The organism is Sphingomonas sp. PP-CE-3G-477 (genome assembly GCF_003050745.1).
Lineage (GTDB): Bacteria > Pseudomonadota > Alphaproteobacteria > Sphingomonadales > Sphingomonadaceae > Sphingomonas.
Map to the genome: position 1 here is coordinate 1 of NZ_QAOF01000017.1, position 22,306 is coordinate 22,306.

Genomic DNA, 22,306 nt, shown 5'->3' on the forward strand with positions numbered 1-22,306 from the left:
TTGCGATCCGTCCCTTCCCGTCGCCGACGAGTTTGCGGCTCGTCGGCGACGGCCTTTCTTGCCAGAAAGACCGCCACCTTCATAAGACAAGCGGTGCGCTAGCGGCAGAAATTGGCGCGGTCGTCTTCGAGGTGGAGGTGGTTGCGGTGCGCGGCGTTGTAGTCGGGGCTGAGCACCGTACCGAACCGCTTGCACGCCGACGCGCGGATCGTCTGGAGGAACTGGCGGACCTGCGGATCGGGCGAGTTCCAGTCGTTCAGCACCGTGATCCGCCGCCCGTCCTTGAGCACGAACCCGCCGACATCGATCGCGTTGGCGATCGCGTGGCCCGAGCGGCGGCTGGTATTTCGTGCCGAGCCGACGATGTTGCGGCACGCATAGCTCCCCATGCTGTCGACCCGCGCGAGTTCGCTGCCGAGCATCTGGTACGCGGCGGGCGCCACCGCGTTGCGCGTCCAGCCGATGAACGCGCGCGCCGCGCCGCAGCGGACCGCGGTAAGATTGGCCACGGGCACGCCGATATCGACCAGCTTCACGGTGCCGCTCAGCCCGCAACCGGGGCCGGTCTCGCGGTCGGGCAGCACCTGGAACGAGACGTGGAGTTGGCGCAGGTCGGCGAGACACTGCGCCGTCTCGCGATTGCTCGGGACGGAGAGATTGGGGCGGGTCTTGGTTGGTGCTGTGGGGCGATCGGCACGTCCGCACGCGGCAAGCGTGAGGGCAAAGGCGATCAGTACAACCCAATTCGTCATGCCGGGCCCTTCGGCCACGCTCAGGAGAGCTTTGTTCCGGCATCCACGTGCGATCTTGTCCCCCATGCCTAAGGCCGTGCGGCACCGTAGGCCCCGGAACAAGCCCGGGGTGACGGAGCGAGTTTGGCGCACGGTAGGGCGAGTCTTGCCGCCGCGCGCTTGCAGTCGAACGCGGTTGACACCCCCGCGAACGCCGTTAGGGCCGGCGACGGGCCACGCGGTCCCAACGCCGCGCGTGCTCTCTGTGAGGAGAGATACATGACTGATACGACCTACGCACCCGCTACAAATGCGCCTGCGCTGCCCGCTACGAAGCCGGCACGTCCCTTTTTCAGCTCCGGTCCCTGCGCGAAACCTCCGGGTTGGTCCGCGGACAAGCTTGCCACCGATTCGCTCGGTCGCTCGCATCGCTCGAAGATCGGCAAGACCCGCCTCCAGTACAGCATCGACCTGATGCGCGAGCTGTTGAAGCTCCCCGACACGCACCGCATCGGCATCGTCCCCGGTTCCGACACCGGCGCGTACGAGATGGCGATGTGGACGATGCTGGGCGCGAAGCCCGTCACCGCGCTCGCTTGGGAAAGCTTTGGCGAGGGCTGGGTCACGGATGCCGTGAAGCAGCTCAAGATCGACCCCACGGTGGTGCGCGCCGATTACGGCCAGCTCCCTGACCTCGACGCGGTCGACTGGTCGAACGACGTGCTGTTCACCTGGAACGGCACCACCAGCGGTGTGCGCGTGCCGAACGCGGACTGGATCCCGGACGACCGCGAGGGGCTCTCGTTCGCCGATGCGACCTCCGGCGTGTTCGCCTACGATATCGACTGGACGAAGATCGATGTCGCTACCTTCTCATGGCAGAAGGTGCTCGGCGGCGAGGGCGCACACGGCGTGCTGATCCTCGGGCCGCGCGCGGTCGAGCGGCTGGAGACCTACACCCCCGCATGGCCGCTGCCGAAGGTGTTCCGCCTCGTCTCGAAGGGCAAGCTCACCGAGGGCGTGTTCAAAGGCGAGACGATCAACACGCCGGCGATGCTGGCGGTCGAGGATGCGATCTTCAGCCTCGAATGGGCGAAGTCGCTTGGCGAAGATGGGCTGATCAAGCGGTCGGATGCGAATGCTGCGGCTTTGGACCAGATCGTCGCGGAGCGCGATTGGCTCGGGCATCTGGCGGTCGTTCCGGCGACGCGGTCGAAGACCAGCGTTTGCCTGACGGTCGAGGGTGCGGACGAGGCGCTGATCAAGGCGATGGCGGCGGCACTCGAAAAGGCTGGCGCGGCGTATGACGTGGCGGGTTACCGCGACGCGCCTCCGGGCTTGCGGATCTGGTGCGGTGCGACCGTCGACACCGCCGATATCGAAGCGCTCGGCCCATGGCTCGACTGGGCCTACGCGACCGCCAAGGCCGCTTGATATTCTCGCTCCCTCTCCCCTCCGGGGAGAGGGCTGGGGTGAGGGGCTGCCACGCACGCCACCTCCCCGTACCACCCCTCACCCCGACCCTCTCCCCGGAGGGGGGAGGGAGAAGAAAGAAATCCCATGCCAAAAGTTCTTATCTCCGACAAAATGGATCCCCGTGCGGCGCAGATCTTCCGCGAGCGCGGCGTCGAGGTCGACGAGATCACCGGCAAGACGCCCGCCGAACTGATCGCGATCATCGGCGAGTATGACGGCCTCGCGATCCGCAGCTCGACCAAGGTCACCAAGGAAATCCTCGAGCACGCGACCAACCTGAAGGTCGTCGGCCGCGCCGGGATCGGCGTCGACAACGTCGATATCCCCGCCGCCTCGGCGAAGGGCGTGGTCGTGATGAACACGCCGTTCGGCAACTCGATCACCACCGCCGAGCACGCGATCGCGCTGATGTTCGCGCTCGCCCGCCAGCTCCCCGAGGCCGACGCTTCCACGCAGGCTGGCAAGTGGGAGAAGAACCGCTTCATGGGCGTCGAGCTGACGTCGAAGACGCTCGGCCTGATCGGTGCGGGCAATATCGGCTCGATCGTCGCCGACCGCGCGCGCGGCCTGAAGATGAAGGTCGTCGCGTTCGATCCGTTCCTGACGCCCGAGCGCGCGATCGAGATCGGCGTCGAGAAGGTCACGCTCGACGAACTGCTCGCGCGCGCCGACTTCATCACGCTGCACACGCCGCTGACCGACCAGACGCGCAACATCCTATCGGCCGAGGCGCTCGCCAAGACCAAGAAGGGCGTGCGGATCATCAACTGCGCGCGTGGTGGCCTGATCGACGAGGTCGCGCTGAAGGCGGCGCTTGATTCGGGGCAGGTCGGCGGCGCCGCGCTCGACGTGTTCGTTGAGGAGCCTGCCAAGGCATCGCCTCTGTTCAACACGCCGAACTTCGTCAGCACGCCGCATCTCGGCGCGTCGACGACCGAGGCGCAGGTCAACGTCGCGATCCAGGTCGCCGAGCAGATGGCCGATTTCCTGATGTCGGGCGGCGTTACGAATGCGCTCAACATGCCGTCGCTGTCGGCGGAGGAGGCGCCCAAGCTGAAGCCATACATGGCGCTCGCGGAGAAGCTGGGGTCGCTGGTCGGTCAGCTGACGACGGGCGCGGTGTCGCGGATTTCGGTGCATACCGAGGGCGCGGCAGCCGACCTGAACGCGAAGCCGATCGTGAGCGCGGTGCTTGCCGGCTATCTCCAGACGCAGACCGCGACCGTCAACATGGTCAACGCTCCCGTGCTGGCGCGCGAGCGTGGTCTTGAGGTGCGCGAGGTCCGCACCGAGCGCGAGGCGGACTACCACACGCTGCTGCGCGTCGCGGTGAAGACCGAGGATGGCGAGCGTTCGGTGGCGGGTACGTTGTTTGGCGATTCGGCGCCGCGGTTGGTCGAGCTGCTCGGGATCAAGATCGAAGCCGATCTGGCGGGGCCGATGCTGTACGTCGTCAACGAGGATGCGCCTGGGTTCATCGGTCGTCTTGGGACGGCGCTTGGCGAGGCTGGGGTGAATATCGGGACGTTCCATCTCGGGCGGCGTTCGGCTGGCGGCGAGGCGGTGCTTCTCCTGTCGGTCGACGAAGCCGTGACGCCCGACCTGCTCACCAAGGTCCGCGCGCTGCCAGGCGTAAAGACCGCAATGGGCCTCAACTTCTAGCTTTGCTACGCTCTTCTAAAGCCCTCTCCCCTCCGGGGAGAGGGTTGGGTGAGGGGCAGTTGGGACGGGCACCGCTCGCGGCGCCCCTCACCCCGGCCTTCTTCCCGGAGGGGAGAGGGAGCAGTGAAGGTCGACAACCTACTTCTCGATCGCGCGAAGCGGATGCGGCGCGAGCCTACCCCGGCAGAGGCGAAACTCTGGCGCCACCTCCGCGACCGTCAGATCGCTAACACCAAATTCACCCGCCAGTTCGTCATCGGCCCCTACATCGCCGACTACTGCGCAAGAGACGCGAAACTCGTCATCGAGGTTGACGGCGATACGCATAGTGACCAAGCGCGCGACGCAAGCCGAACGGATTGGCTCCAAAGACAGGGATATCGCGTGATACGGTTCAGCAACGCCGACATCATGTCCGGGATGGACGGGGTCTGGCAGGTCATATCGGCAGCCCTCACAGCGGAGTCTGCACAGTGACCGCACTCCTCCCCGAAGGTTTCCGAGATCGCCTCCCCCCGTTCGCCGATTCGGCAGCGGCACTGGAAGCCCGCGTACTCGAAGCCGCCCGCCTCCACGGCTATGAGCGCGTCGATCCGCCGCTCGCCGAATTCGCCGATGGGCTCGAGATGCGCCTCAAAGCGGGTGGCCTTCACGACGCGGTGCGCTTCGTCGATCCGGTGTCGCAGCGCACCCTTGCGATACGCCCCGACATCACCGCACAGGTCGCGCGGATCGCTGCCACGCGGATGGGCCACCATCCGCGTCCGGTCCGCCTCAGCTACGCCGGTTCGGTGCTGAAACTCCGCGCATCGCAACTCGCGCCCGCCCGCGAGACCCGGCAGATCGGGTGTGAGTTGATCGGCCTCGACTCGGTCGCCGCCGCGCAGGAACTCGTCGCGGTCGCGGTCGACATGATCTCGGCCGCCGATGTCACCAGCGCGTCGATTGACTTCACGCTGCCCGACCTAGTACCGACGCTCGCGGCTGGCCCGCTACCCGTCGCACCTGAGCAGATCGCCACCCTGCGCGATCGCCTCGACGCCAAGGACGCCGGTGCCGTGGCCGCACTCTCCCCGGCCTACCTCCCGCTGATCGAAGCCGCCGGCCCGTTTGCACAAGCCATGGACCGCCTCCGTGCTTTCGACACCACCGGTGCACTCGCCTCCCGCCTCGATGGTCTCGCGCGCATCGCCGAAGCACTCGACGGCCGCGTCGCGCTGACACTCGACCCGACCGAGCGGCATGGCTTCGAATACCAGACCTGGCTCGGCTTCTCGCTCTTCGCCGATGGCTCGCCACGCGAAGTCGGCCGCGGCGGCACCTACACCGTCGTCCACGAGAACGGCGCCGAGGAAGCCGCTACCGGTTTCTCGCTCTACGCCGATGCCCTGGTCGAGAGCGTTGCCACCGTCGACCGCCGCCGCCTCTTCCTCCCGTTCGGCACCCCGGCCAGCGAAGGCGCAACAATGCGCGCGCAAGGCTGGGTCACGGTCGCCGCACTCGACGCCGGCGACACCCCCGAAGCACAAGTCTGCACGCATCTATGGGTGGCGGGCGAGCCCCGCGCGCTGTAGGCGCTGCGCGTAATCCTCAGGAGATAGAGTTTGGCCAACGTAGCAGTCATCGGCGCGCAATGGGGCGACGAAGGCAAGGGCAAGATCGTCGACTGGCTCGCCGAGCGTGCCGACATGGTCGTGCGGTTCCAGGGCGGCCACAACGCCGGCCACACACTGGTCGTCGGCGACAACGTGTACAAATTGTCGCTGCTGCCGTCGGGCATCGTCCGCGGCACGCCGTCGTTCATCGGCAACGGCGTGGTGCTCGATCCTTGGGCGTTGAAGGACGAGATCGCCCGGCTTGGCGCGCAGGGCGTCGTCGCGACCCCGGAGACGCTGCGGATCGCCGACACCTGCGCGCTGATCCTGCCGTTCCACCGCGATCTCGATGGCCTGCGCGAAGACGCCAGCGGTGCAGGCAAGATCGGTACGACCCGCCGTGGCATCGGCCCTGCGTATGAGGACAAGGTCGGTCGCCGTGCGATCCGCGTCTGCGATCTCGCGCATCTCGACGATCTCGGGCCGCAGCTCGATCGCCTTACCGCCCACCACGACGCACTCCGCGCAGGCTTCGGCGAGCCGCCGATCGACCGCGCCCGCCTGATCGCGGAGCTGCGCGAGATCGCCGGCTTCGTGCTGCCGTTCGCCAAGCCCGTCTGGCGCGATCTCAACGCCGCGCGCTCGGCCGGCAAGCGGATCCTGTTCGAGGGCGCACAGGGCGTGCTGCTCGACGTCGATCACGGGACGTATCCGTTCGTCACTTCTTCCAACACCATCGCAGGCGCTGCGGCTGGTGGCTCCGGTCTCGGGCCGTCCGCGGTCGGCTTCGTGCTTGGTATCGCCAAAGCTTACACGACGCGCGTCGGCTCCGGGCCCTTCCCGACCGAGCTCGAGAACGAGACCGGCGAGCGTCTCGGCGTACGCGGCCATGAATTCGGCACCGTCACGGGGCGGAAGCGTCGCTGCGGCTGGTTCGACGCGGTGTTGGTGCGCCAGGCGGCGGCGGTCGGTGGCATCACCGGGATCGCGCTGACCAAGATCGATGTGCTCGATGGGTTCGAGACCGTGTCGATCTGCACCGGCTACAAGCTGCGGGGAGAGACGCTCGATTATTTTCCGGCGCATGCGGCGGACCAGGCGCTGGTCCAGCCGATCTACGAGACTATGGAAGGGTGGCAGGAAACGACTGCGGGTGCACGCAGCTGGGCCGACCTTCCGGCGCAGGCGATCAAGTATATTCGCCGGATCGAGGAGCTGATCCGCTGCCCGGTAACTTTGGTGTCGACCAGCCCGCAGCGTGCCGACACGATCCTCGTCCGCGATCCGTTCTCGGACTGAGCGGGACACGAAAAAGCCGGGCGATCGCGCGCCCGGCTTCTTAGTTACTTCATTAAGGTCGGATCAGCGCGGCGAAGTACCGGTCGTCCCTCCCGTGGTCGAACCCATAGTACCGGTGGTCGTGCCACCCATCGTGCCCGTGGTCCCGGTCGTGCCACCCATCGTGCCGGTGGTGCCGCCCATGGTACCCGTAGTGTTGCCAGTCGTGCCCGACATCGTACCGCCGGTCGTGCCGGTCGTGCCGGTCGTGCCGGTGGCGCCCATGGTGCCCGATGCCGTGCCGCGCGTACGGCTACGCGCCTTGGTACCGCGCTGCGTGCGAGTCGTGGTCGTCGAACGGGTGCTGGTCGAGGGGCTCGCCTGATCCATCGTACCGGTCGACATTCCGCCGGTCGTGCTGCCTGCGGTCGAACCGCCCATGGTGCCGCCGCTCATCGTGCCACCCGTGGTGCCGCCCATAGAGCCGCCGGTGCCCGTCTGTGCCATTGCCACGCCGGGAATGATCAACGCTGCCGCTGCGATCGAAGTCAGAATACGCATTTCGCTCTCCTATGTTATTGAAGAGCAAGCGTTTCAGTCCTGCTTATGTTCCGTCGTCAGCCGCACTGGCCCCGATGCAGGAGCGCCTGGTCGGCCAGCACGAGCGCCACCATCGCCTCGACCACGGGGACTCCGCGGATACCCACGCAGGGGTCGTGACGGCCCTTGGTGGCGATCGTCGCGGCCTCGCCGGTCGGGCTGATCGTTTCGACCGGGGTGAGGATCGAGCTGGTCGGCTTGAAGGCGATGCGGAGCCGAATCGGCTGGCCGGTCGCGATCCCGCCGGCAATGCCGCCAGCATGGTTGGCGAGGAACTCCGGGCCATCGACGCCCGGCCGCATCGGGTCGGCGTTGGCCTCGCCCGACAGCGCAGCGGCCGCGAACCCGTCGCCGATCTCGATGCCCTTCACTGCGTTGATGCTCATGCAGGCGGAGGCGAGTTCGGAATCGAGCTTGGCATAGAGCGGCGCGCCCCAGCCGGCGGGCACGCCGGTCGCCTCGCACGCGATCACCGCCCCGAGCGACGAGCCGGATTTCCGGGCGGCATCGACGAGCGCCTCCCAACGGAGCGCGGCCTCCGCGTCGGGGCAGAAGAACGGGTTCTGGTCGATCTGCGCATCGTTGAAGTTTGCCGGATCGATCGCATCGCCACCGATCGCCTCGACCCAGGCGCGGACACGGACCTGCGGCACGACGAGCCGCGCGACCGCACCGGCGGCAACGCGCGCTGCCGTCTCGCGCGCCGACGACCGCCCGCCGCCACGGAAATCGCGAAACCCGTATTTCGCGTCATAGGCATAGTCGGCGTGGCCGGGGCGATAGGCCTTGGCGACGTCCGAATAATCCTTCGAGCGCTGGTCGACATTCTCGATCATCAGGCTGATCGGCGTCCCTGTGGTGCACCCCTCGAACACGCCCGAGAGGATGCGGACCGTATCCGGCTCCCGCCGCTGCGTCGTGAAGCGCGAGGTGCCGGGGCGGCGCTTGTCGAGCCAGGGCTGGATGTCCGCTTCGGTCAGCGGAATGCCAGGAGGGCACCCGTCGACGATCGCCCCCAGCGCAGGCCCATGCGACTCGCCCCAGGTAGTGAAGCGGAACAGCCGTCCAAATGTATTGAAGCTCATGCGGCGTTGCGGTTCGTGCGCGTCATGTCGCCGCGGCCGGCGATCAGGCCCTGGACCGAGATGTCCTCGTCGAGCTCGTCCCAGTGCAACCCGCTCGGACTGATCCAGACTTTGCCCCGATCGGCGGGCGAGCCGTGCAGCAATCGTGGATACCAGGCGAGCGGAACACCCAGCGTGCGGCCATCGTCGAGCCGGACCCACATCTGGTCCTCATCGAATTCAACGCTCGTCGGGCGTACCGAAATGCTCATGCCATGCGCTCACGATCTCTGGCCTGCGAAGACCAATCTGCTCGGTGAGCCATCGCAGGGTGCTTGCATCCAGTCCACGGTTATCGGCCATCGCCACTTCGGGATAAAGCCAAAACTTCGCATCACCCTCACCGCGCTTTGCGACATGAACGTGCATAGGCTCGCGCGGATCGCCTTCGCTGGAGTAGAAATGGAAGCGAAACCCGCGATCGGAGAAGATCACGGGCATCGCTGAACTCTATGCCAGCGCGATATCGGGGGCGTCTTCGGCTTTCATGCCGATCACGTTGTAACCCGCGTCGACGTGGTGCGTCTCGCCGGTCACGCCCGAAGCCAGGTCGCTCAGCAGATACAGCCCCGCGCCGCCGACGTCGTCGATCGTCACGTTGCGCTTCAGCGGCGAGTTCAGCTCGTTCCACTTCAGGATCAGGCGGAAATCGCCGATGCCGCTTGCTGCCAGCGTCTTGATCGGGCCCGCCGAGATCGCATTCACGCGGATGTTATCGCGACCCAGATCGACCGCGAGATACTGCACGCTCGTCTCCAGCGCCGCCTTCGCCACGCCCATCACGTTGTAATGCGGAATGACCTTCTCCGCGCCGTAATAGCTGAGCGTCAGCATCGCGCCGCCCTCGGTCATCATCTTGGCCGCGCGCTGCGCCACCGCGACGAACGAATACACCGAGATGTTCATCGTCATCAGGAAATTGTCGAGGCTGGTGTCGACGAAACGGCCGCGCAGCTCGTTCTTGTCCGAAAAACCGATCGCGTGGACGACGAAGTCGATCGTCGGCCACTCCTCGGCCAGCTTGTCGAAGGTCGCATCGAGCGCACCCATGTCCGACACGTCGCAATCGAACAGTCGCGCCACGCCCAATTGCTCGGCGAGCGGACGGACGCGCTTCTCCATCGTCTCGCCCTGGTAGCTGAACGCGAGTTCCGCACCCGCCTCGGACAGCTTCTTGGCGATCCCCCAGGCCAGCGACTTGTCGTTCGCCAAGCCCATGATCAGCCCACGCTTGCCCGCCATCAAACCGTTCACGCCGTCCCCGCCTATACCTGCATATCCGTAGCAGGCTGCTCTAGCGTTGTTTCGGGTGGTTCCGCCAGTGCCGCGTTGAGATGCGCGCCGAATACGAGCCCGAGCCCGATGACATAGAAAAACAACAGCATGATGACGACACCCGCCAGGCTGCCATAGGTGAGGTCGTAGCCGCCGAGCCGCGACAGGATCACCGGCAGCAACGCGGTCGCGCTGACCCACCAGGCGGTGGTGAACAGTGCACCCGGCCATTTGCGGCACTTCGAATAGCGATAGCGCGACGGCGTCACCGAATAGAACAGCAAGTAGAGTGCGCCGAACATCAGCAGGCCGGGAATCAGCCGCGACAGGCCCACCCAGCCGGCGGCGTCCTGCGCGAAGGGCACGAGGCGGTAGATGAACTGCTCGGCCGCGGTCAGGATACCCTGGACCAGGAACGACAGCAGCGCGATCACCACCGACAGGATGATCACCGCGGACGATCCGAGCCGCGATTTCCAGAACGGTGCGGTCGCCTTGATCCCGTAGGCGCGGTGGAAGATGTCGCGGATCGTCTCCACGAAGCTGCCGACCGTCCAAAGCCCGACGAGCGCACCGAGCCACAACAGCGACCCGGTCCGCGCGGCGAGCACGTCGGCGATCGGTTTGCGCAACAGGTCGCCGACATTGGGCGGCAGGACGTTGAGGAACGACTCGACCGCGCGCACCGTCTCGACGCTCTGCCCGAAGATCGACAGGATCGCGGCGGCGACGATGAAGAACGGAAACACCGTCATCAACGCGAGATAGGCGAGGTTCCCCGCGTGGATGAAGCCATCGTTGAAGACGCCGACGGCCGCGCGTTTGAAAACCTCGAACGCGTAACTGCCTGGCCTGACCTTCGCCATGCCACGAGTGAGACGGGCGCGCGTCGCACCATGATCGTGCGCGCGCGCTTCGGGCGTTAGGGTATTGTCATTCACAACGGGTTCAGACGCCCATGGCCCCTCGAGGGTTCCCCGCTTCACGTCCATCCCAGCTTTCGATGAACGCGGTCAGCGCCGCATCGCTCGCCGGAATGTCGATCATGAGGGTGACCAACTGGTCGCCCCGCGTGCCGCCCTTCTTGTGGAAACCCTTGCCCTTGAGGCGCAGCGTCTTGCCCGAGGTCGTGCCTTTGGGAATCGTCAGCATCACCGGTTTGTCGACCGTCGGCGCCTTGACCGAGCCACCCAGCACCGCCTCGGCCAGCGTGATCGGCAGGTCGAGGCGGACGTCGTCGCCGTCGCGCGTGAAGAACTTGTGCGGCTGGACCTCGATCGTCAGGATCGCATCGCCCGCGCCGCCCGGACCCTGCTCGCCCTTGCCGGCCAGCTTCATCTGCGTGCCGGTCTCGACCCCGGCGGGGAGCTTGAGATCGAGCGTCTTGCCGTCTGCGAGCGTCACGCGCTGCGGCTCCAGCGTCGCCGCCTCGACGAACGGGACCTGCAGGCGATACGCGGCATTCTCGCCTTTGGGCTGCGGGCGCCGACCGAAGCCGCCGGAGAACCCACCGCCGCCGCCACGCTGCGCGCCACCGAACAGCCCTTCGAAAATATCGCTCATGTCGGCCCCGCCGGCGCCGCTTTCATAGCCTTCGCTGCGGAAGCCGCCGCCGGGCTGGGGACGTCCGCCGCCACCGCCGCCAAACCCGAACGGCGACGCCGGATTGCCGTCGCCGTCGATCTCGCCGCGATCGAACCGCGCGCGCTTGTCCTTGTCGTTCAGCAGGTCGTACGCGTTGGTGACCGTGCTGAACCGCTCCGACGCCTTCGGGTTGTCCTTGTTGCGATCGGGATGAAGCTCCTTTGCGAGCTTGCGGTACGCCTTCTTGATGTCGGCTTCGGTCGCGTCGCGCGCTACACCCAGAGTCTTGTACGGATCGGCCACTTACGTCCCCATTCTAACTTGCGCGTCTATGTGGGGCGAGCGCCCGCGCAACGCAATTGCGCGCGGGGTGTTTGGTTGCACGAGAGGAACGATCATGACCAAACAACCGATGCAGGGCGTGCCCAAGAACGACGACGGCGCGAAGGAGAAGGATGGCGTCAACAACGCGCCGGCCAAGGACAAGGGCGGCGAGAGTGGCGGCGGCTCGTATCCGAACCCGCACGACGAGAAGTAACGCTTTCCCCCAAACCTCCGTCATGCCGGGCTCGTTCCGGCATTCACGGCTCCGCAAAATCAAAGGAGCGGAGTGTGCGGAGCAGTGGACCCCGGAACAGGTCCGGGGTGACGGAGTTGGTCAGGCGGGTTGTGTCTCATCCAAAGGCGCGACATCGACACTGACATCCATGTTCTGCGCGCCCGACCCGAGCACCACCCCGTCCACCGGCGCGATCTCGGCGTAATCCCGCCCGACCGCCATCACGATGTGATCGCTTGCCATCCAGATCCCGTTGGTCGGATCGACCCCGACCCAGCCGCGCACCGGCCCGCACCACAACAGCACCCACGCATGCGTCGCATCTGCCCCGACCAGCCGAGGTTGACCCTCAGGCGGGATCGTCCGGATATACCCAGACGCATACGCGGCGGGCAGGCCAGCCGCGCGCAGGCCGGTGATCATGATCTGCGCGAAATCCTGGCACACGCCCTTGCGCTGGAGGAACGCCTCATGCGGCGGCGTATCGACCAGCGTCGCGTCGGCATCGAATTCGAACTCCACCTGGATCCGCCGCGCGAGCGCGATCCCGGCCTCCAGCGCGCCGCGCGAAGGGGCGAGATCGATCGCACAATAGTCGGCGATCGCCTGGTCGAGCGGGATCAGCGGCGAGGGATAGATGTAATTCGCGGGGCTAGCCGCGGACAGATCGGTGCTCGCCCGCGCCATCGCAGCGATTTCGCCTAGCGTCGGATCGCTCGCATCGGGCACAGGCACGAGCCGGTCCACCGTCATCCGCGACCGACTCTCGATCGTCAGGTGGCGAACCGGGCTGTCGACGACCAATCGCGTCACGTTGGCCAGCCCCGCCTCCGCCCGCGCCGCGCTCGTACGCCCGGCCGGATGCACCGACAGCGCATACGAATCCAGCCGCTGACCCGGCCAGTCGATCGGCTTCAACCGCAGATTGCACCGCGCAAACTTGACGCTCGCGCCGTAATCGAACGTCGTAACGTGGCGGATATCGTAGATCATGAAAATCCTCCCCGGCACGGGGAGGGGGACCGCCAGCTTGCTGGTGGTGGAGGGGGGGCCCCACGAACGGTGCGCTGGTGGAGAGCCCCCTCCACCATGCGCTGCATGGTCCCCCTCCCCGTACCGGGGAGGATTTGCACGGTCACGCCCCTCACGCCAACGTCAGCCCGCTAGTCCGCAACGGCTCGGCACCCTGCAGGAAATACCGCCGCGCCAGCGCATCAGACACCGCCCCGAGACGCCGCTCGATATCCCCCAGCGTCTCGGCATCCAGCTCCGCGGCGGTCGCGGTCATCACGATCGCCAGCAACCCGGTCGCCTGCGCTTGTTGCGGCTCCGCCATCTCGTCGTCGCTCAGCACCGGCAACTCCGCCAACCGCGCCGCGATCCGCTCCGCCGAGAACGCCAACGAGCGAGGATTGCCCGGATCGAGCGCCACCAGGTCCATCACCGGCACCCGCGCAATCCCGGTCGGATAGCGCTGCCGATAACTGATCTGGCTATCGGCAAGGTCGAGCAGCACCGACAGGTCATCCGGCGACGCGCCCGGCATCCCGAACAACCGGATCGCCCGCGCCATCGCCATCGCCCGCTCGATCCGCCGCCCGAGATCGTGAAAGCGCCACGCCGCCGTCCGCCCCATATGCTCGGCTGACAGCCCCGCGATTGCAGCGTAGCGCCGTTGCAGCGACCCGGCTCGCTCCAGCATCCCGCGATGCGTCGGGAAGGGCGCCTCAAGCAGCCGCACCATGTCCGCCGACAGCCGATCACGCGAGCCTTCGCCGATCTCACGCGCGTGGCGGTTGAGCGTCAGGATCGATTGCCAGCGTTCGTCCTCCATCGCGGTCCGGGCGAGCGCGGTCAGGTCGGCGCGGCGCCGCGACGGCGGATGCGGCGCGCTGCCCGCCCCGACGATCAGCCCGACCAGCTTGCCGACCGTGGTCGGCGACAGGACGGCACCCCCGTCGACGTCGATCGAATTGCCGAGCATCACCCGGATCGCGCCGAGCAGAGCCTCGCCGCGCTCCAGATACCGCCCGAGCCAGTAGAAATTGTCCGCCACCCGGCTCGGCAACGTCCCCGGATTGCGCCGCACCTGAAGCGAGTCCGCGGCGGTCAGCAACGACACGGGCGCGACCGGCTCGGCGCCATAGATGCAGACGTCGGCGGACCAGATGCCTTCGCCCATCACCGCCGCTCGCGCGTCGGGATGCTCGCCTATCCGCGCAAATCCGCCGGGGAGGACGGTCCATTCGCCGTCGCCGTTACGCGCCGCGAAGACGCGCAGGGTGAAGGGGCGGGGGACCAGCGCATCGCCGACCACGACCGGCATGGTCGAGAGCTGGACCAGTTCCTGCCCGACATAATCCTGCGGCCGATTCGCCATGTCGGCGAGCAGACGCGTCCTGTCTTCGCCGGCGATGTCGGCGCCAGCGATCGGGCCGCCGGTCATGCCTAGCGGACGCGAGTGGAACGCCGGACCGATCAGCAGGCGGTCGAAATTCGCCTCGACGTGCGCGCGCGCGCCGTCCTGCCCACACCACCACGTGGCGATGTTGGGGAGCAGAAGGTCTTTCCCTAGCAGCGATTTCGCCAGCTGCGGCAGGAACGCCGAAAACGCCGGTGCCTCCAGCACGGCCGAGCCCGGCGCGTTCGACAGCACGACGTTGCCGGCCGCGTAGGCGTCGATCAGCCCGGGCACGCCGATCTGCGAATGCGTATCGAACGCCAGCGGATCGAGCAGCCGCGGGTCGAGCCGCCGCCACAGAGCGTCGATCCGCTTGAGGCCGCCAATGGTGCGGACATAGACCTTGTCCTCGAGCGCGGCGAGATCGGCGCCCTCGACCAGCAGCAGCCCGAGATAGCGCGCGAGATGCGCCTGCTCGGGATAGCTCGGGTTGAACCGGCCGGGGGTGAGCAGCCCGATCCGCGGGTCGGTCCGCTTGCACATCGCCGCGATTCCGGCGCGGAACGCGGCGAAGAACGGCGCGTGCCGCTGGACGTTGACCCGATCCTGCAACCCGCCGAGCGTACGGCTGACCGCGATCCGGTTCTCCAGCGCGTACCCAGCGCCGGCGGGTGCGCGGAGGTGATCGGCGAGCACGCGCCACTCGCCGGTCGGCCCGCGGCCGAGATCGATCGCGATGAAATCGAGGTGCCGGCCGCCGGGCGGGTCGAGCCCGACCATCGGTCGCAGGAAGAAGGGGCTCCCGGTGACGAGCGCGGCGGGGATGTGGCCGTCGGCGACCAGCTTTCCCTCGCCGTAGAGGTCGGCGATCACCGTCTCCATCAGCGTCGCGCGCTGGATCACGCCGCGCTCGATCCCAGCCCATTCGCCGGCCTCGATCAGCAGCGGGACGGGCGAGACGGGCCAGGGGCGCTCGTCGGGTTCGTCGGCGATCCGGAAGCCGGTACCGATGTCGACTGCATGCCGCTGGACGCGTTCGCGGATGTGGCCGAGGTCGTCCGAGGCGACCATCGCGAGCTCGGCGAACATCGCTGCCCAGGCGGGATCGGCGCTACCGTCTTCAGCGGGGCACAGCACGTCGGCGCCGGTGGTGCGCGCGCAATAGTCGGCAATCCAGCGCTCGGCATGGATCATCGCGTCGAAAAGGGGCGCGGTGTGCGTCGCCGTGTCCGCCGTGTTCAATGCCTCAAGCCCCCGAATACAGGCGGCGGTGTTTCACCTTTCGACGCGGCGGTGCAACATAAATTGTCGCCAAGGCCGCGCGTTACTCCTGTTCCCTCGCGAACGCGGGGCCTCAAGAATCGTAAGCGCTGCGTGGAGCTACCCTGGACCCCCGCGTTCGCGAGGGAACAGCAGTAAGGTATAGCTCCCACTAATGCCGCCACCCCGGCGAAGGCAGGGGCCCCGTTGGAAAGGTGGTCGTAACGGAGCGTTGCCCTTCGTTAGCAACGTTCCCCAACTGGGCCCCGGCCTTCGCCGGGGTGGTCATGGTTTTTGGGGGGGCAGGCTCACAAATCCGGCAGCACCTGATCCGCTACACCCCAGCCTTCCAAAGCCCGCGATCCAGCCCGCGCGATCAACTCGGCCCCATCCCGCACACCCCACCGCGCGGCCGTTTCGATATCCCGCAACTCGGTCCACGACACCGGCGCCGCCACCGGCGCCCCAGCCCGAGCCCGCGCCGAATACGGCATCACCGCGGTCGCCCCGCGCTGGTTGCGCAGCCAGTCGATAAAGATCCGGCCCTTCCGCTTCGCCTTGGCCATCGTCGCGACGAAGCGGTCGGGATCGGCGCCCGCCATTGCCCGCGCGAAGCGATCCGCAAAGTCCTTCACCGCCGGCCATTCCGCCTCCGGAGTCAGCGGCACCACTACGTGCACGCCCTTGCCTCCAGACAGCATCGGGAAGCTGACCAGCCCCAGTTCGGCGAGCTGGTTCTTGAGATGCTCGGCCGCCTTCTTCGTGTCGCCGAAGTCGAGGCCTTCGTCGGGATCGAGATCGAATATCAGTCGGTCGGGCTTCTCCAAAGCTGCGTTCGACGATCCCCAGCCGTGGAACTCGATCGTCCCCATCTGCACGCACGCGACCAGTCCGTCCGCGTCGTCGACAAACAGATAGTCCTCGGTCGAGCCGTTCTTCTCGCGGATCGGCACTTTGTGGACAGCGTCGCCAAAGCTCCCCGCGTCGTGTTTCTGGAAGAAGCACGCGCGCGACCGGCCCTGTGGACAACGGACGAGGCTGATCGGGCGATTGCCCGCGACCGGCAGCATGATCCCCGAGACCGCGACGTAATAGTCCGCGAGATCGCCCTTCGTGACGTCCGACTTGTCGAAGACGACGCGGTCGCGGCTGCTGACCTTGATGCTTGTTTCGGGGGCGGCGTCCGGCAGCGGGGCGGGCGTTTCGGCGACGACATCCTTCGCTGCCTTGTCCTCGCGCAGGCCGATGAAGCTCGAATGGCGGAGCACGCCGTCGGGCGTGACTTCGGCGAACGCGACCTCCGCGACCAGCTTCGGCGTCACCCATTTCGCGCCACGGACCGCCGCCTTGGGCGCCTCGACCGTCGGCGTCTTGCGATCGAGTGCGTCGAGCTTGTCGCGGATCTCGTCCATCAACGCCTGGTCGAACCCGGTGCCGACCTTCCCCGCGTACCGATAGCCTTTACCCTCGTGCACGCCGAGCAGCAGCGATTTGAACCCGCGTTTCTTGTCGGATGGGAGCCAGCCGACGATCACGAACTCCTGGCGGTGCGTACATTTGACCTTGAGCCACGCCTTGGTCCGCTTGCCCGCATAAGGAGCGTCGGCGCGTTTCGAAACGATGCCTTCCAGGCCCTCGCGGCACATCGTCTCGAACAATTGCTCGCCCGCGCCGATGACGTGGTCGGAGTAGCGGAGGCGGTCCTCGTCCTGGGGGATCAGGGGTTGGAGACGCGCCTTGCGGTCGAGGTTGGACAGGCCGGTGAGGTCTTCGCCGTCGAGTGCGACCAGGTCGAAGGCGAAGAGCGTCATGTCGCCGCCGGCGGAGATGGCGTCCTTCAAGGTCGAGAAATCGGGGTGGCCGTCCTTGAATGCGACGATCTCGCCGTCGATCAACGCGGATTGCACCGGGAGTTTCGCGACGGCGTCGGCGATCGCGGCGAACTTGTCGGTCCAGTCGAGGCCGGTGCGGGTGAAGACCTTCGCCTTGCCGTTGGCGACGGAAATTAGCGCGCGGTAGCCGTCGTATTTTACCTCGTGCAGCCAGGCGGAGCCTGTCGGGACGGCGTCGACGAGGGTGCAGAGTTGCAGGTTCTGAAATTCGGGCAGCGTACTTCCCGCTCGCCCCGCCCCCTTCGTCGCCCCAGCGGAAGCTGGGGTCTCTCGCGGCTCCTGTTCCGTTTTCGCCGCTTGAGATCCCAGCTTTCGCTGGGATGACGGGCGGGGGGAGCGTGCCGGCTTTTTATCCTCTTCGATCTCTACCATCGTTCGGCCGGTCGCGACGCTGGTGAGCGCTTCTTCGACCAGCGTGTCGGTGCCGCCGGCCGCGGCGTCGTCGATCTTCCGGAGCAGCCAGTTCTCGCGCTTTTCGTTCGCGCGCGGCTTCAGGCGGATGAGCAGCCATTCGCCCTTCATCCGTTCGCCATCGAGGACGAAGTGGAGGTGGCCCTTGTCGAGGTCCTTCGCCGACTTGCCCTTGATCGGCGACCAGGTGCCGCGGTCCCACAGCATCACCGTGCCGCCGCCATATTCGCCCGCGGGAATCGTGCCTTCGAACGTGGCGTAGCTTAGCGGGTGGTCTTCGGTGCGGACGGCGAGGCGCTTCTCGTTGGGGTCGAGGCTGGGGCCGCGGGTGACCGCCCAGCTTTTCAGGACGCCGTCGATTTCGAGGCGGAAGTCCCAGTGGAGGCGGGTGGCGTCGTGCTTCTGGACCATGAAGCTGTTGCCGTTGCCGGGGGCCAGCGTACCCGCGGGTTCGGCGGTCTTGGTGAAGTTCCGCTTGGCATTGTAGAGCGCGAGGGGATCCGGAGGCGTGGCCATCAATAGCGTCCCGTCTTCGTCATCCCGGCGAAAGCCGGGACCTCGCGCGGCAGGGGCACGGTCTGCGATAGGGAGATCCCAGCTTTCGCTGGGATGACGGGGCAGGGGGTGGCAACCTCAACAAGTTTGTTCTCCCGCGAAGGGGGGAGCCCAGTCTGGGTCCCCGCCTTCGCGGGGAAACAAGGAGAAGCGTTACGCACGTTTCTTCGCGGGTGTTTTCGCCACCGTCTTTGCCGGCGCCCGCTTGGCAGGGGCCTTCTTCGCCGGCGCCTTCTCCGCACCTCCGCTCTTCTCCATCGACTTCTTCAACGCCGCCATCAGATCGACCACGTTCGACCCCGTCTTCGCCCCCGTGTCCTTGTCCTCGATGATCTTCTTCCCGTTCGCCTTGCGCTTGCGTTCGATCAGGTCCTTCAGCGCGTCGACATAGCGATCGTGGAACTCCTGCGGGTGGAAGTCGGCGCTGCGCTTCTCGATCAGCGCCTCGGCCAGTTCGAGCAGTTCCTCGGAAGGTTTGTCGTCGGGGATCTCGCGGAAATACCCCTGCGCCTTGTGCACCTCGTCGGCGTAGCGAAGTGTCTCCAGCACCATCCCGCGCCCGCACGGTTTCAGGCTCACCACATATTCGCGCCCGCGCATCGCAAGCTGACCGAGCCCGACCTTCTTCGTTCGCTTCAACGCCTCGCGTAAAACGATGAACGCCTCCTCCGCGAGATCGTCCGCGGGCACCACGAAATACGGCTTCTCGTAATAGAGCACGTCGATCTCGCTCGCGTCGACGAACTGGGTCAGCTCCAGCGTCTTCTTCGACTCGAGCTTCACCGCGTCGATCTCGTCCTGCTCCAGCAGCACGTATTCGCCCTTTGAGACCTCATACCCCTTCATGATCTCGTCGGCATCGACTGGGCCAACGCCGGTGACGACCTTGTCGTAATGGATCGGCTGGCCCGACGGCTCGTGGATCTGCTTGAACGACACCGCCGCGCCGGATTTCGTCGCGGAATAGATCTCGACCGGGATCGAGACGAGGGCCAGCCGGATCTGCCCCTGCCAATACGCGCGCGCTGCCACCTTGCGTGTTCCTTCGTTGCGGAAACGATTCGATTATCCATCAATCGTCGGCAGGGCCGAGTCGTTCCCTGACGCGGTTTCGCTCGGGCCGAAGTTTCGCTATGGCGCAGCCATGTCCGAAGATCCGATCGCGCTGTTCGACGCCTGGTACGCCGAGGCGCGCAAAACAGAAATCAACGACTCCAACGCGGTAGCACTCGCCACCGCGGATGCGGAGGGTCGGCCTTCGGTGCGCATGGTGCTGCTCAAGGGTCACGGTCCCGATGGTTTCGTGATCTACACCAATCGCGAAAGCCGCAAGGCAGGCGACCTCGCGGTGAACACCTATGCCGCGCTGCTCTTCCACTGGAAATCGCTGCGCCGCCAGGTCCGGATCGAGGGCAGCGTGAGCCTGGTCAGCGACGCCGAATCGGACGCCTATTTCGCATCGCGCGGTCGTGATTCACAGCTTGGCGCCTGGGCGTCGGACCAGTCGCGCCCGCTGGATTCGCGCGAGACGTTCGAACATCGTTTCGCCGAAATGCGGGCGCGGTTCGAGGGCGGCGACGTGCCGCGCCCGCCGCATTGGGGTGGCTACCGGATCGCGCCCGACCGCATCGAACTGTGGCAGGACCGCGCGCATCGCCTTCACGAACGCCGGCTGTTCACGCGCGAGGGCGGCAACTGGAGCGAAGGGCTGTTGTTCCCATGACGCAGGACGAACGGCGCAGGGTCATACCTCTCGCAACCCGCGCGGCGCTCGCCAGCGTTGCGATGGCGTGTTTCCTGCTGCTGCTGAAGGGCTTTGCGGCATGGTCGACGGGCTCGGTGGCGATGCTCGGCTCGCTCGCCGATACCGCGCTCGACCTGCTCGCGTCATTGGTCACGCTGTACGGCGTGCGGCTGGCGGCGACGCCGGCGGATCACGACCACCGCTTCGGCCACGGCAAGGCGGAGGCGCTCGCGGCGCTGTTCCAGGTCATGCTGATCACAGCGTCGGCGGTCGGCATCGCGTGGCGCGCGATCCTCGCGTTCGGCGATCCGCAGCCGACCACCGGGGCCGATTTCGGCATCGGCGTGTCGGTGATCGCGATCGCCGCGACCGTGGTCCTGCTATCCTATCAGCGTCGCATCATCCGCCAGACCGGCTCGGTCGCGATCCTCGCGGACAATGTCCATTACCAGTCCGACGTGCTGCTCAACGGCTCGGTGATCGTCGCGCTCGTGCTCGATCAATATGTCGGGTGGAGCGGCGCGGATCCGATCTTCGGGATCGTCATCGCGTTGTGGCTCGCCTGGGGCGCGTTCCAGGCGTCGTCGAACGCGATCGACCAGCTGATGGACAAGGAATGGCCCGAGGATTTCCGCGCGCAATTCCTCGACGTCGCCGCGCGCCAGCCCGGCATCCGCGGCATCCACGATTTCCGCACGCGTCGATCTGGCAGCCACGACTTCGCGCAGTTCCACATGGAGGTCGCGCGCGACCTGACCGTGGCGAACGCGCACGACATCGTCGAGGCGGTCGAGCGCAATTTGCGCACCGCATTCCCCAAGGTCGAGGTGCTGATCCATCTCGATCCGGAGGGGCATGTCGACACCGACAATCCGCTGGTCGAGGCGGACGTGACGCCGCATTGGTTTGGCAAGCGGGTTTAAGGGGCGAACTTCATGAGAATACCGTTCGCGCAGATCGATGCGTTCTCCGACACCCCGTTCGGCGGCAACCAGGCGGCGGTGATGCCGCTGTCGGTCTGGCTCGACGACGCCGTGCTGCTGGACATCGCGCAGGAGAACAACCTGAGCGAGACCGCGTTCATCGTTGCGTCGGATGACGAGGGTGTCGATTTCGACCTGCGCTGGTTCACGCCGGGGGCGGAGGTTGCGCTGTGCGGGCACGCGACGCTGGCGAGCGGGCATTTCGTGCTGTCATCGGACACCGCGCTCGACCGGGTGCGGTTCCGGACGCGGCAGGCGGGAATGCTCGAGGTCGCGCGGGCGGACAGCGGGTACACGCTGGAGTTGCCTGCCTGGGGACCGAGCCCAAAGGCGATCCCGGAGATCGTCGCGGCGCTGAACATTGCCGAGCCCGTGGAGACGTTGTGGCACGAGAAGGGCTATGCGCTCGTGATCGTCGACGACGAGGCCCTGGTGCGTAACCTGAAGCCAAACTACGCTGCTTTGGCGGCATTCCCGATCGTTGCGATCGTCGCGGCGCGGGGGGAGGCGACCGACATCGTAAGCCGCGTGTTCACGCCCTATTATGCGATCGACGAGGATCCCGTGACGGGTTCGGCGCATGCGGTGATGGTGCCGTATTGGGCGCCGACCTTGGGGAACAGCTTCACTGCCTATCAGGCGAGCGCGCGTGGCGGGAAGTTGACGTGTCGTCTTGAGCGCGACCGCGTGGTGCTCGGCGGATCATGCGTGACGACGATCGAAGGCACGTTCCTGCTGCCCTGATGCCTTGGCACGCTTTAATAGCCACCGCCCCGGCCAAGGCCGGGGTCCAGTCGGTAAGGTCGCAGTAACAACGCGCAGCATCCACCAACTCTGGTTTCCCAACTGGGCCCCGGCCTTCGCCGGGGTGGTGGCTATTCCCGAGAAATGCCCTCAGAATTGACGGGGGACCCTACCGCTTGCGCCCCTTGGTCATCGGATCGGGCTTTTTCGGTTTCACCCAACCCGGCGGCGGCGTCATGCGCTGCTGGCTCGTCCCAAGCCCCATCGCACCGGGCTGTTGGCGGGTCAGCCCAGCCGTGTCCGCCACCTCGCCACCACCGCGCAGCACGCTGATCTGATCGCGCAACTTTCCCGCGGTCTCGAAATCCATCGACGCGGCGGCGGCTTCCATCTGGCGGCGTAGATCTTCGATATCCATCCGCCCTGAACGCG

Annotated in this window: 22 protein-coding genes; 9 read left to right on the top strand and 13 right to left on the bottom strand. The window is 66.6% G+C overall.

What is annotated here, in order from left to right; all coding sequences use genetic code 11:
* Nucleotides 1–98 precede the first annotated feature (98 nt).
* A complete protein-coding gene (locus C8J45_RS18185) occupies nt 99–752 on the bottom strand; it encodes an extensin family protein (RefSeq protein WP_107964588.1) in 654 nt (217 codons plus the stop codon).
* Between the two features lie 258 nt (nt 753–1,010).
* Between C8J45_RS18185 and C8J45_RS18190 the strand changes: the two genes are divergently transcribed.
* From C8J45_RS18190 to C8J45_RS18210, 5 genes are all read left to right on the top strand, one after another.
* Entirely contained in the window at nt 1,011–2,165 is a 1,155-nt protein-coding gene (locus C8J45_RS18190) for a phosphoserine transaminase (protein WP_107964566.1), read from the top strand.
* A 126-nt stretch (nt 2,166–2,291) separates the two neighbouring features.
* Entirely contained in the window at nt 2,292–3,869 is a 1,578-nt protein-coding gene (gene serA, locus C8J45_RS18195; RefSeq protein WP_056061130.1) for a phosphoglycerate dehydrogenase, read from the top strand.
* A 123-nt stretch (nt 3,870–3,992) separates the two neighbouring features.
* On the top strand, nt 3,993–4,346 hold the full coding sequence (locus C8J45_RS18200; protein ID WP_258191533.1) for an endonuclease domain-containing protein: 354 nt from the start codon (nt 3,993–3,995) through the stop codon (nt 4,344–4,346).
* The gene (locus C8J45_RS18205) at nt 4,343–5,443 is read left to right on the top strand and encodes an ATP phosphoribosyltransferase regulatory subunit (RefSeq protein ID WP_107964567.1); all 1,101 of its coding nucleotides are present in this window, start codon (nt 4,343–4,345) and stop codon (nt 5,441–5,443) included. Before C8J45_RS18200 ends, C8J45_RS18205 begins: the two co-directional genes overlap by 4 nt.
* Nucleotides 5,444–5,473: 30 nt before the next feature.
* Nucleotides 5,474–6,763, top strand: coding sequence for an adenylosuccinate synthase (locus tag C8J45_RS18210; protein WP_107964568.1), 1,290 nt, complete (start codon nt 5,474–5,476; stop codon nt 6,761–6,763).
* 63 nt (nt 6,764–6,826) lie between these two features.
* Here the strand turns inward: C8J45_RS18210 and C8J45_RS18215 are convergent, their stop codons facing one another.
* The 7 genes from C8J45_RS18215 to C8J45_RS18245 all read right to left on the bottom strand — a co-directional run bounded on the left by C8J45_RS18215 (nt 6,827) and on the right by C8J45_RS18245 (nt 11,628).
* Complete coding sequence (locus C8J45_RS18215; RefSeq protein WP_107964569.1) at nt 6,827–7,303, bottom strand: hypothetical protein; 477 nt, start codon at nt 7,301–7,303, stop codon at nt 6,827–6,829.
* A gap of 56 nt (nt 7,304–7,359) precedes the next feature.
* Nucleotides 7,360–8,427 carry a chorismate synthase gene (gene aroC, locus C8J45_RS18220; RefSeq protein ID WP_107964570.1) on the bottom strand — a complete coding sequence of 356 codons (1,068 nt, stop codon included), beginning with the start codon at nt 8,425–8,427 and terminating at the stop codon, nt 7,360–7,362.
* Nucleotides 8,424–8,678, bottom strand: coding sequence for a DUF2442 domain-containing protein (locus C8J45_RS18225; RefSeq protein WP_208622480.1), 255 nt, complete (start codon nt 8,676–8,678; stop codon nt 8,424–8,426). The genes aroC and C8J45_RS18225 overlap by 4 nt, the downstream gene beginning before the upstream one ends.
* The gene (locus C8J45_RS18230) at nt 8,647–8,907 is read right to left on the bottom strand and encodes a DUF4160 domain-containing protein (RefSeq protein ID WP_107964571.1); all 261 of its coding nucleotides are present in this window, start codon (nt 8,905–8,907) and stop codon (nt 8,647–8,649) included. Before C8J45_RS18230 ends, C8J45_RS18225 begins: the two co-directional genes overlap by 32 nt.
* Nucleotides 8,908–8,916: 9 nt before the next feature.
* Nucleotides 8,917–9,720 carry an enoyl-ACP reductase FabI gene (fabI, locus tag C8J45_RS18235; protein WP_107964572.1) on the bottom strand — a complete coding sequence of 268 codons (804 nt, stop codon included), beginning with the start codon at nt 9,718–9,720 and terminating at the stop codon, nt 8,917–8,919.
* Between the two features lie 11 nt (nt 9,721–9,731).
* On the bottom strand, nt 9,732–10,607 hold the full coding sequence (locus tag C8J45_RS18240; RefSeq protein ID WP_374956454.1) for a YihY/virulence factor BrkB family protein: 876 nt from the start codon (nt 10,605–10,607) through the stop codon (nt 9,732–9,734).
* Between the two features lie 82 nt (nt 10,608–10,689).
* Nucleotides 10,690–11,628, bottom strand: coding sequence for a DnaJ C-terminal domain-containing protein (locus C8J45_RS18245; RefSeq protein ID WP_107964574.1), 939 nt, complete (start codon nt 11,626–11,628; stop codon nt 10,690–10,692).
* A gap of 94 nt (nt 11,629–11,722) precedes the next feature.
* Between C8J45_RS18245 and C8J45_RS19370 the strand changes: the two genes are divergently transcribed.
* Complete coding sequence (locus tag C8J45_RS19370) at nt 11,723–11,863, top strand: hypothetical protein (RefSeq protein WP_181321287.1); 141 nt, start codon at nt 11,723–11,725, stop codon at nt 11,861–11,863.
* A gap of 120 nt (nt 11,864–11,983) precedes the next feature.
* Here C8J45_RS19370 and C8J45_RS18250 read toward each other — a convergent pair whose 3' ends face one another.
* From C8J45_RS18250 to C8J45_RS18265, 4 genes are all read right to left on the bottom strand, one after another.
* Complete coding sequence (locus C8J45_RS18250) at nt 11,984–12,877, bottom strand: transglutaminase family protein (protein WP_107964575.1); 894 nt, start codon at nt 12,875–12,877, stop codon at nt 11,984–11,986.
* Between the two features lie 151 nt (nt 12,878–13,028).
* Nucleotides 13,029–15,479 (bottom strand): circularly permuted type 2 ATP-grasp protein, encoded by a 2,451-nt coding sequence (locus C8J45_RS18255; protein WP_107964590.1) that lies wholly within the window; start codon nt 15,477–15,479, stop codon nt 13,029–13,031.
* Between the two features lie 374 nt (nt 15,480–15,853).
* A complete protein-coding gene (gene ligD, locus C8J45_RS18260) occupies nt 15,854–18,364 on the bottom strand; it encodes a DNA ligase D (protein WP_107964576.1) in 2,511 nt (836 codons plus the stop codon).
* Between the two features lie 192 nt (nt 18,365–18,556).
* Complete coding sequence (locus tag C8J45_RS18265; RefSeq protein WP_107964577.1) at nt 18,557–19,435, bottom strand: Ku protein; 879 nt, start codon at nt 19,433–19,435, stop codon at nt 18,557–18,559.
* Nucleotides 19,436–19,547: 112 nt separating this feature from the next.
* Here C8J45_RS18265 and pdxH point away from each other — a divergent pair, with 112 nt between their 5' ends.
* The 3 genes from pdxH to C8J45_RS18280 are packed head-to-tail and all read left to right on the top strand — an operon-like array spanning nt 19,548 to nt 21,874.
* The gene (pdxH, locus tag C8J45_RS18270) at nt 19,548–20,126 is read left to right on the top strand and encodes a pyridoxamine 5'-phosphate oxidase (RefSeq protein ID WP_107964578.1); all 579 of its coding nucleotides are present in this window, start codon (nt 19,548–19,550) and stop codon (nt 20,124–20,126) included.
* On the top strand, nt 20,123–21,070 hold the full coding sequence (locus tag C8J45_RS18275; RefSeq protein ID WP_107964579.1) for a cation diffusion facilitator family transporter: 948 nt from the start codon (nt 20,123–20,125) through the stop codon (nt 21,068–21,070). The genes pdxH and C8J45_RS18275 overlap by 4 nt, the downstream gene beginning before the upstream one ends.
* A gap of 12 nt (nt 21,071–21,082) precedes the next feature.
* Entirely contained in the window at nt 21,083–21,874 is a 792-nt protein-coding gene (locus C8J45_RS18280; protein ID WP_107964580.1) for a PhzF family phenazine biosynthesis protein, read from the top strand.
* 169 nt (nt 21,875–22,043) lie between these two features.
* Here the strand turns inward: C8J45_RS18280 and C8J45_RS18285 are convergent, their stop codons facing one another.
* Nucleotides 22,044–22,292, bottom strand: a complete 249-nt coding sequence (locus C8J45_RS18285) for a UvrB/UvrC motif-containing protein (RefSeq protein ID WP_107964581.1) — start codon at nt 22,290–22,292, stop codon at nt 22,044–22,046.
* Between the last annotated feature and the right edge of the window lie 14 nt (nt 22,293–22,306).

Coding starts and splice junctions, on each gene's coding strand:
- C8J45_RS18280 (WP_107964580.1), top strand. CDS start 21,083: ATGAGAATACCGTTCGCGCAGATCGATGCGTTCTCCGACACCCCGTTC.
- C8J45_RS18250 (WP_107964575.1), bottom strand. CDS start 12,877: ATGATCTACGATATCCGCCACGTTACGACGTTCGATTACGGCGCGAGC.
- C8J45_RS18230 (WP_107964571.1), bottom strand. CDS start 8,907: ATGCCCGTGATCTTCTCCGATCGCGGGTTTCGCTTCCATTTCTACTCC.
- serA (WP_056061130.1), top strand. CDS start 2,292: ATGCCAAAAGTTCTTATCTCCGACAAAATGGATCCCCGTGCGGCGCAG.
- C8J45_RS18190 (WP_107964566.1), top strand. CDS start 1,011: ATGACTGATACGACCTACGCACCCGCTACAAATGCGCCTGCGCTGCCC.
- ligD (WP_107964576.1), bottom strand. CDS start 18,364: ATGGCCACGCCTCCGGATCCCCTCGCGCTCTACAATGCCAAGCGGAAC.
- C8J45_RS18255 (WP_107964590.1), bottom strand. CDS start 15,479: ATGATCCATGCCGAGCGCTGGATTGCCGACTATTGCGCGCGCACCACC.
- C8J45_RS18215 (WP_107964569.1), bottom strand. CDS start 7,303: ATGCGTATTCTGACTTCGATCGCAGCGGCAGCGTTGATCATTCCCGGC.
- C8J45_RS18225 (WP_208622480.1), bottom strand. CDS start 8,678: ATGAGCATTTCGGTACGCCCGACGAGCGTTGAATTCGATGAGGACCAG.
- C8J45_RS19370 (WP_181321287.1), top strand. CDS start 11,723: ATGACCAAACAACCGATGCAGGGCGTGCCCAAGAACGACGACGGCGCG.
- C8J45_RS18185 (WP_107964588.1), bottom strand. CDS start 752: ATGACGAATTGGGTTGTACTGATCGCCTTTGCCCTCACGCTTGCCGCG.
- C8J45_RS18275 (WP_107964579.1), top strand. CDS start 20,123: ATGACGCAGGACGAACGGCGCAGGGTCATACCTCTCGCAACCCGCGCG.
- aroC (WP_107964570.1), bottom strand. CDS start 8,427: ATGAGCTTCAATACATTTGGACGGCTGTTCCGCTTCACTACCTGGGGC.
- C8J45_RS18240 (WP_374956454.1), bottom strand. CDS start 10,607: ATGGCGAAGGTCAGGCCAGGCAGTTACGCGTTCGAGGTTTTCAAACGC.
- C8J45_RS18285 (WP_107964581.1), bottom strand. CDS start 22,292: ATGGATATCGAAGATCTACGCCGCCAGATGGAAGCCGCCGCCGCGTCG.
- pdxH (WP_107964578.1), top strand. CDS start 19,548: ATGTCCGAAGATCCGATCGCGCTGTTCGACGCCTGGTACGCCGAGGCG.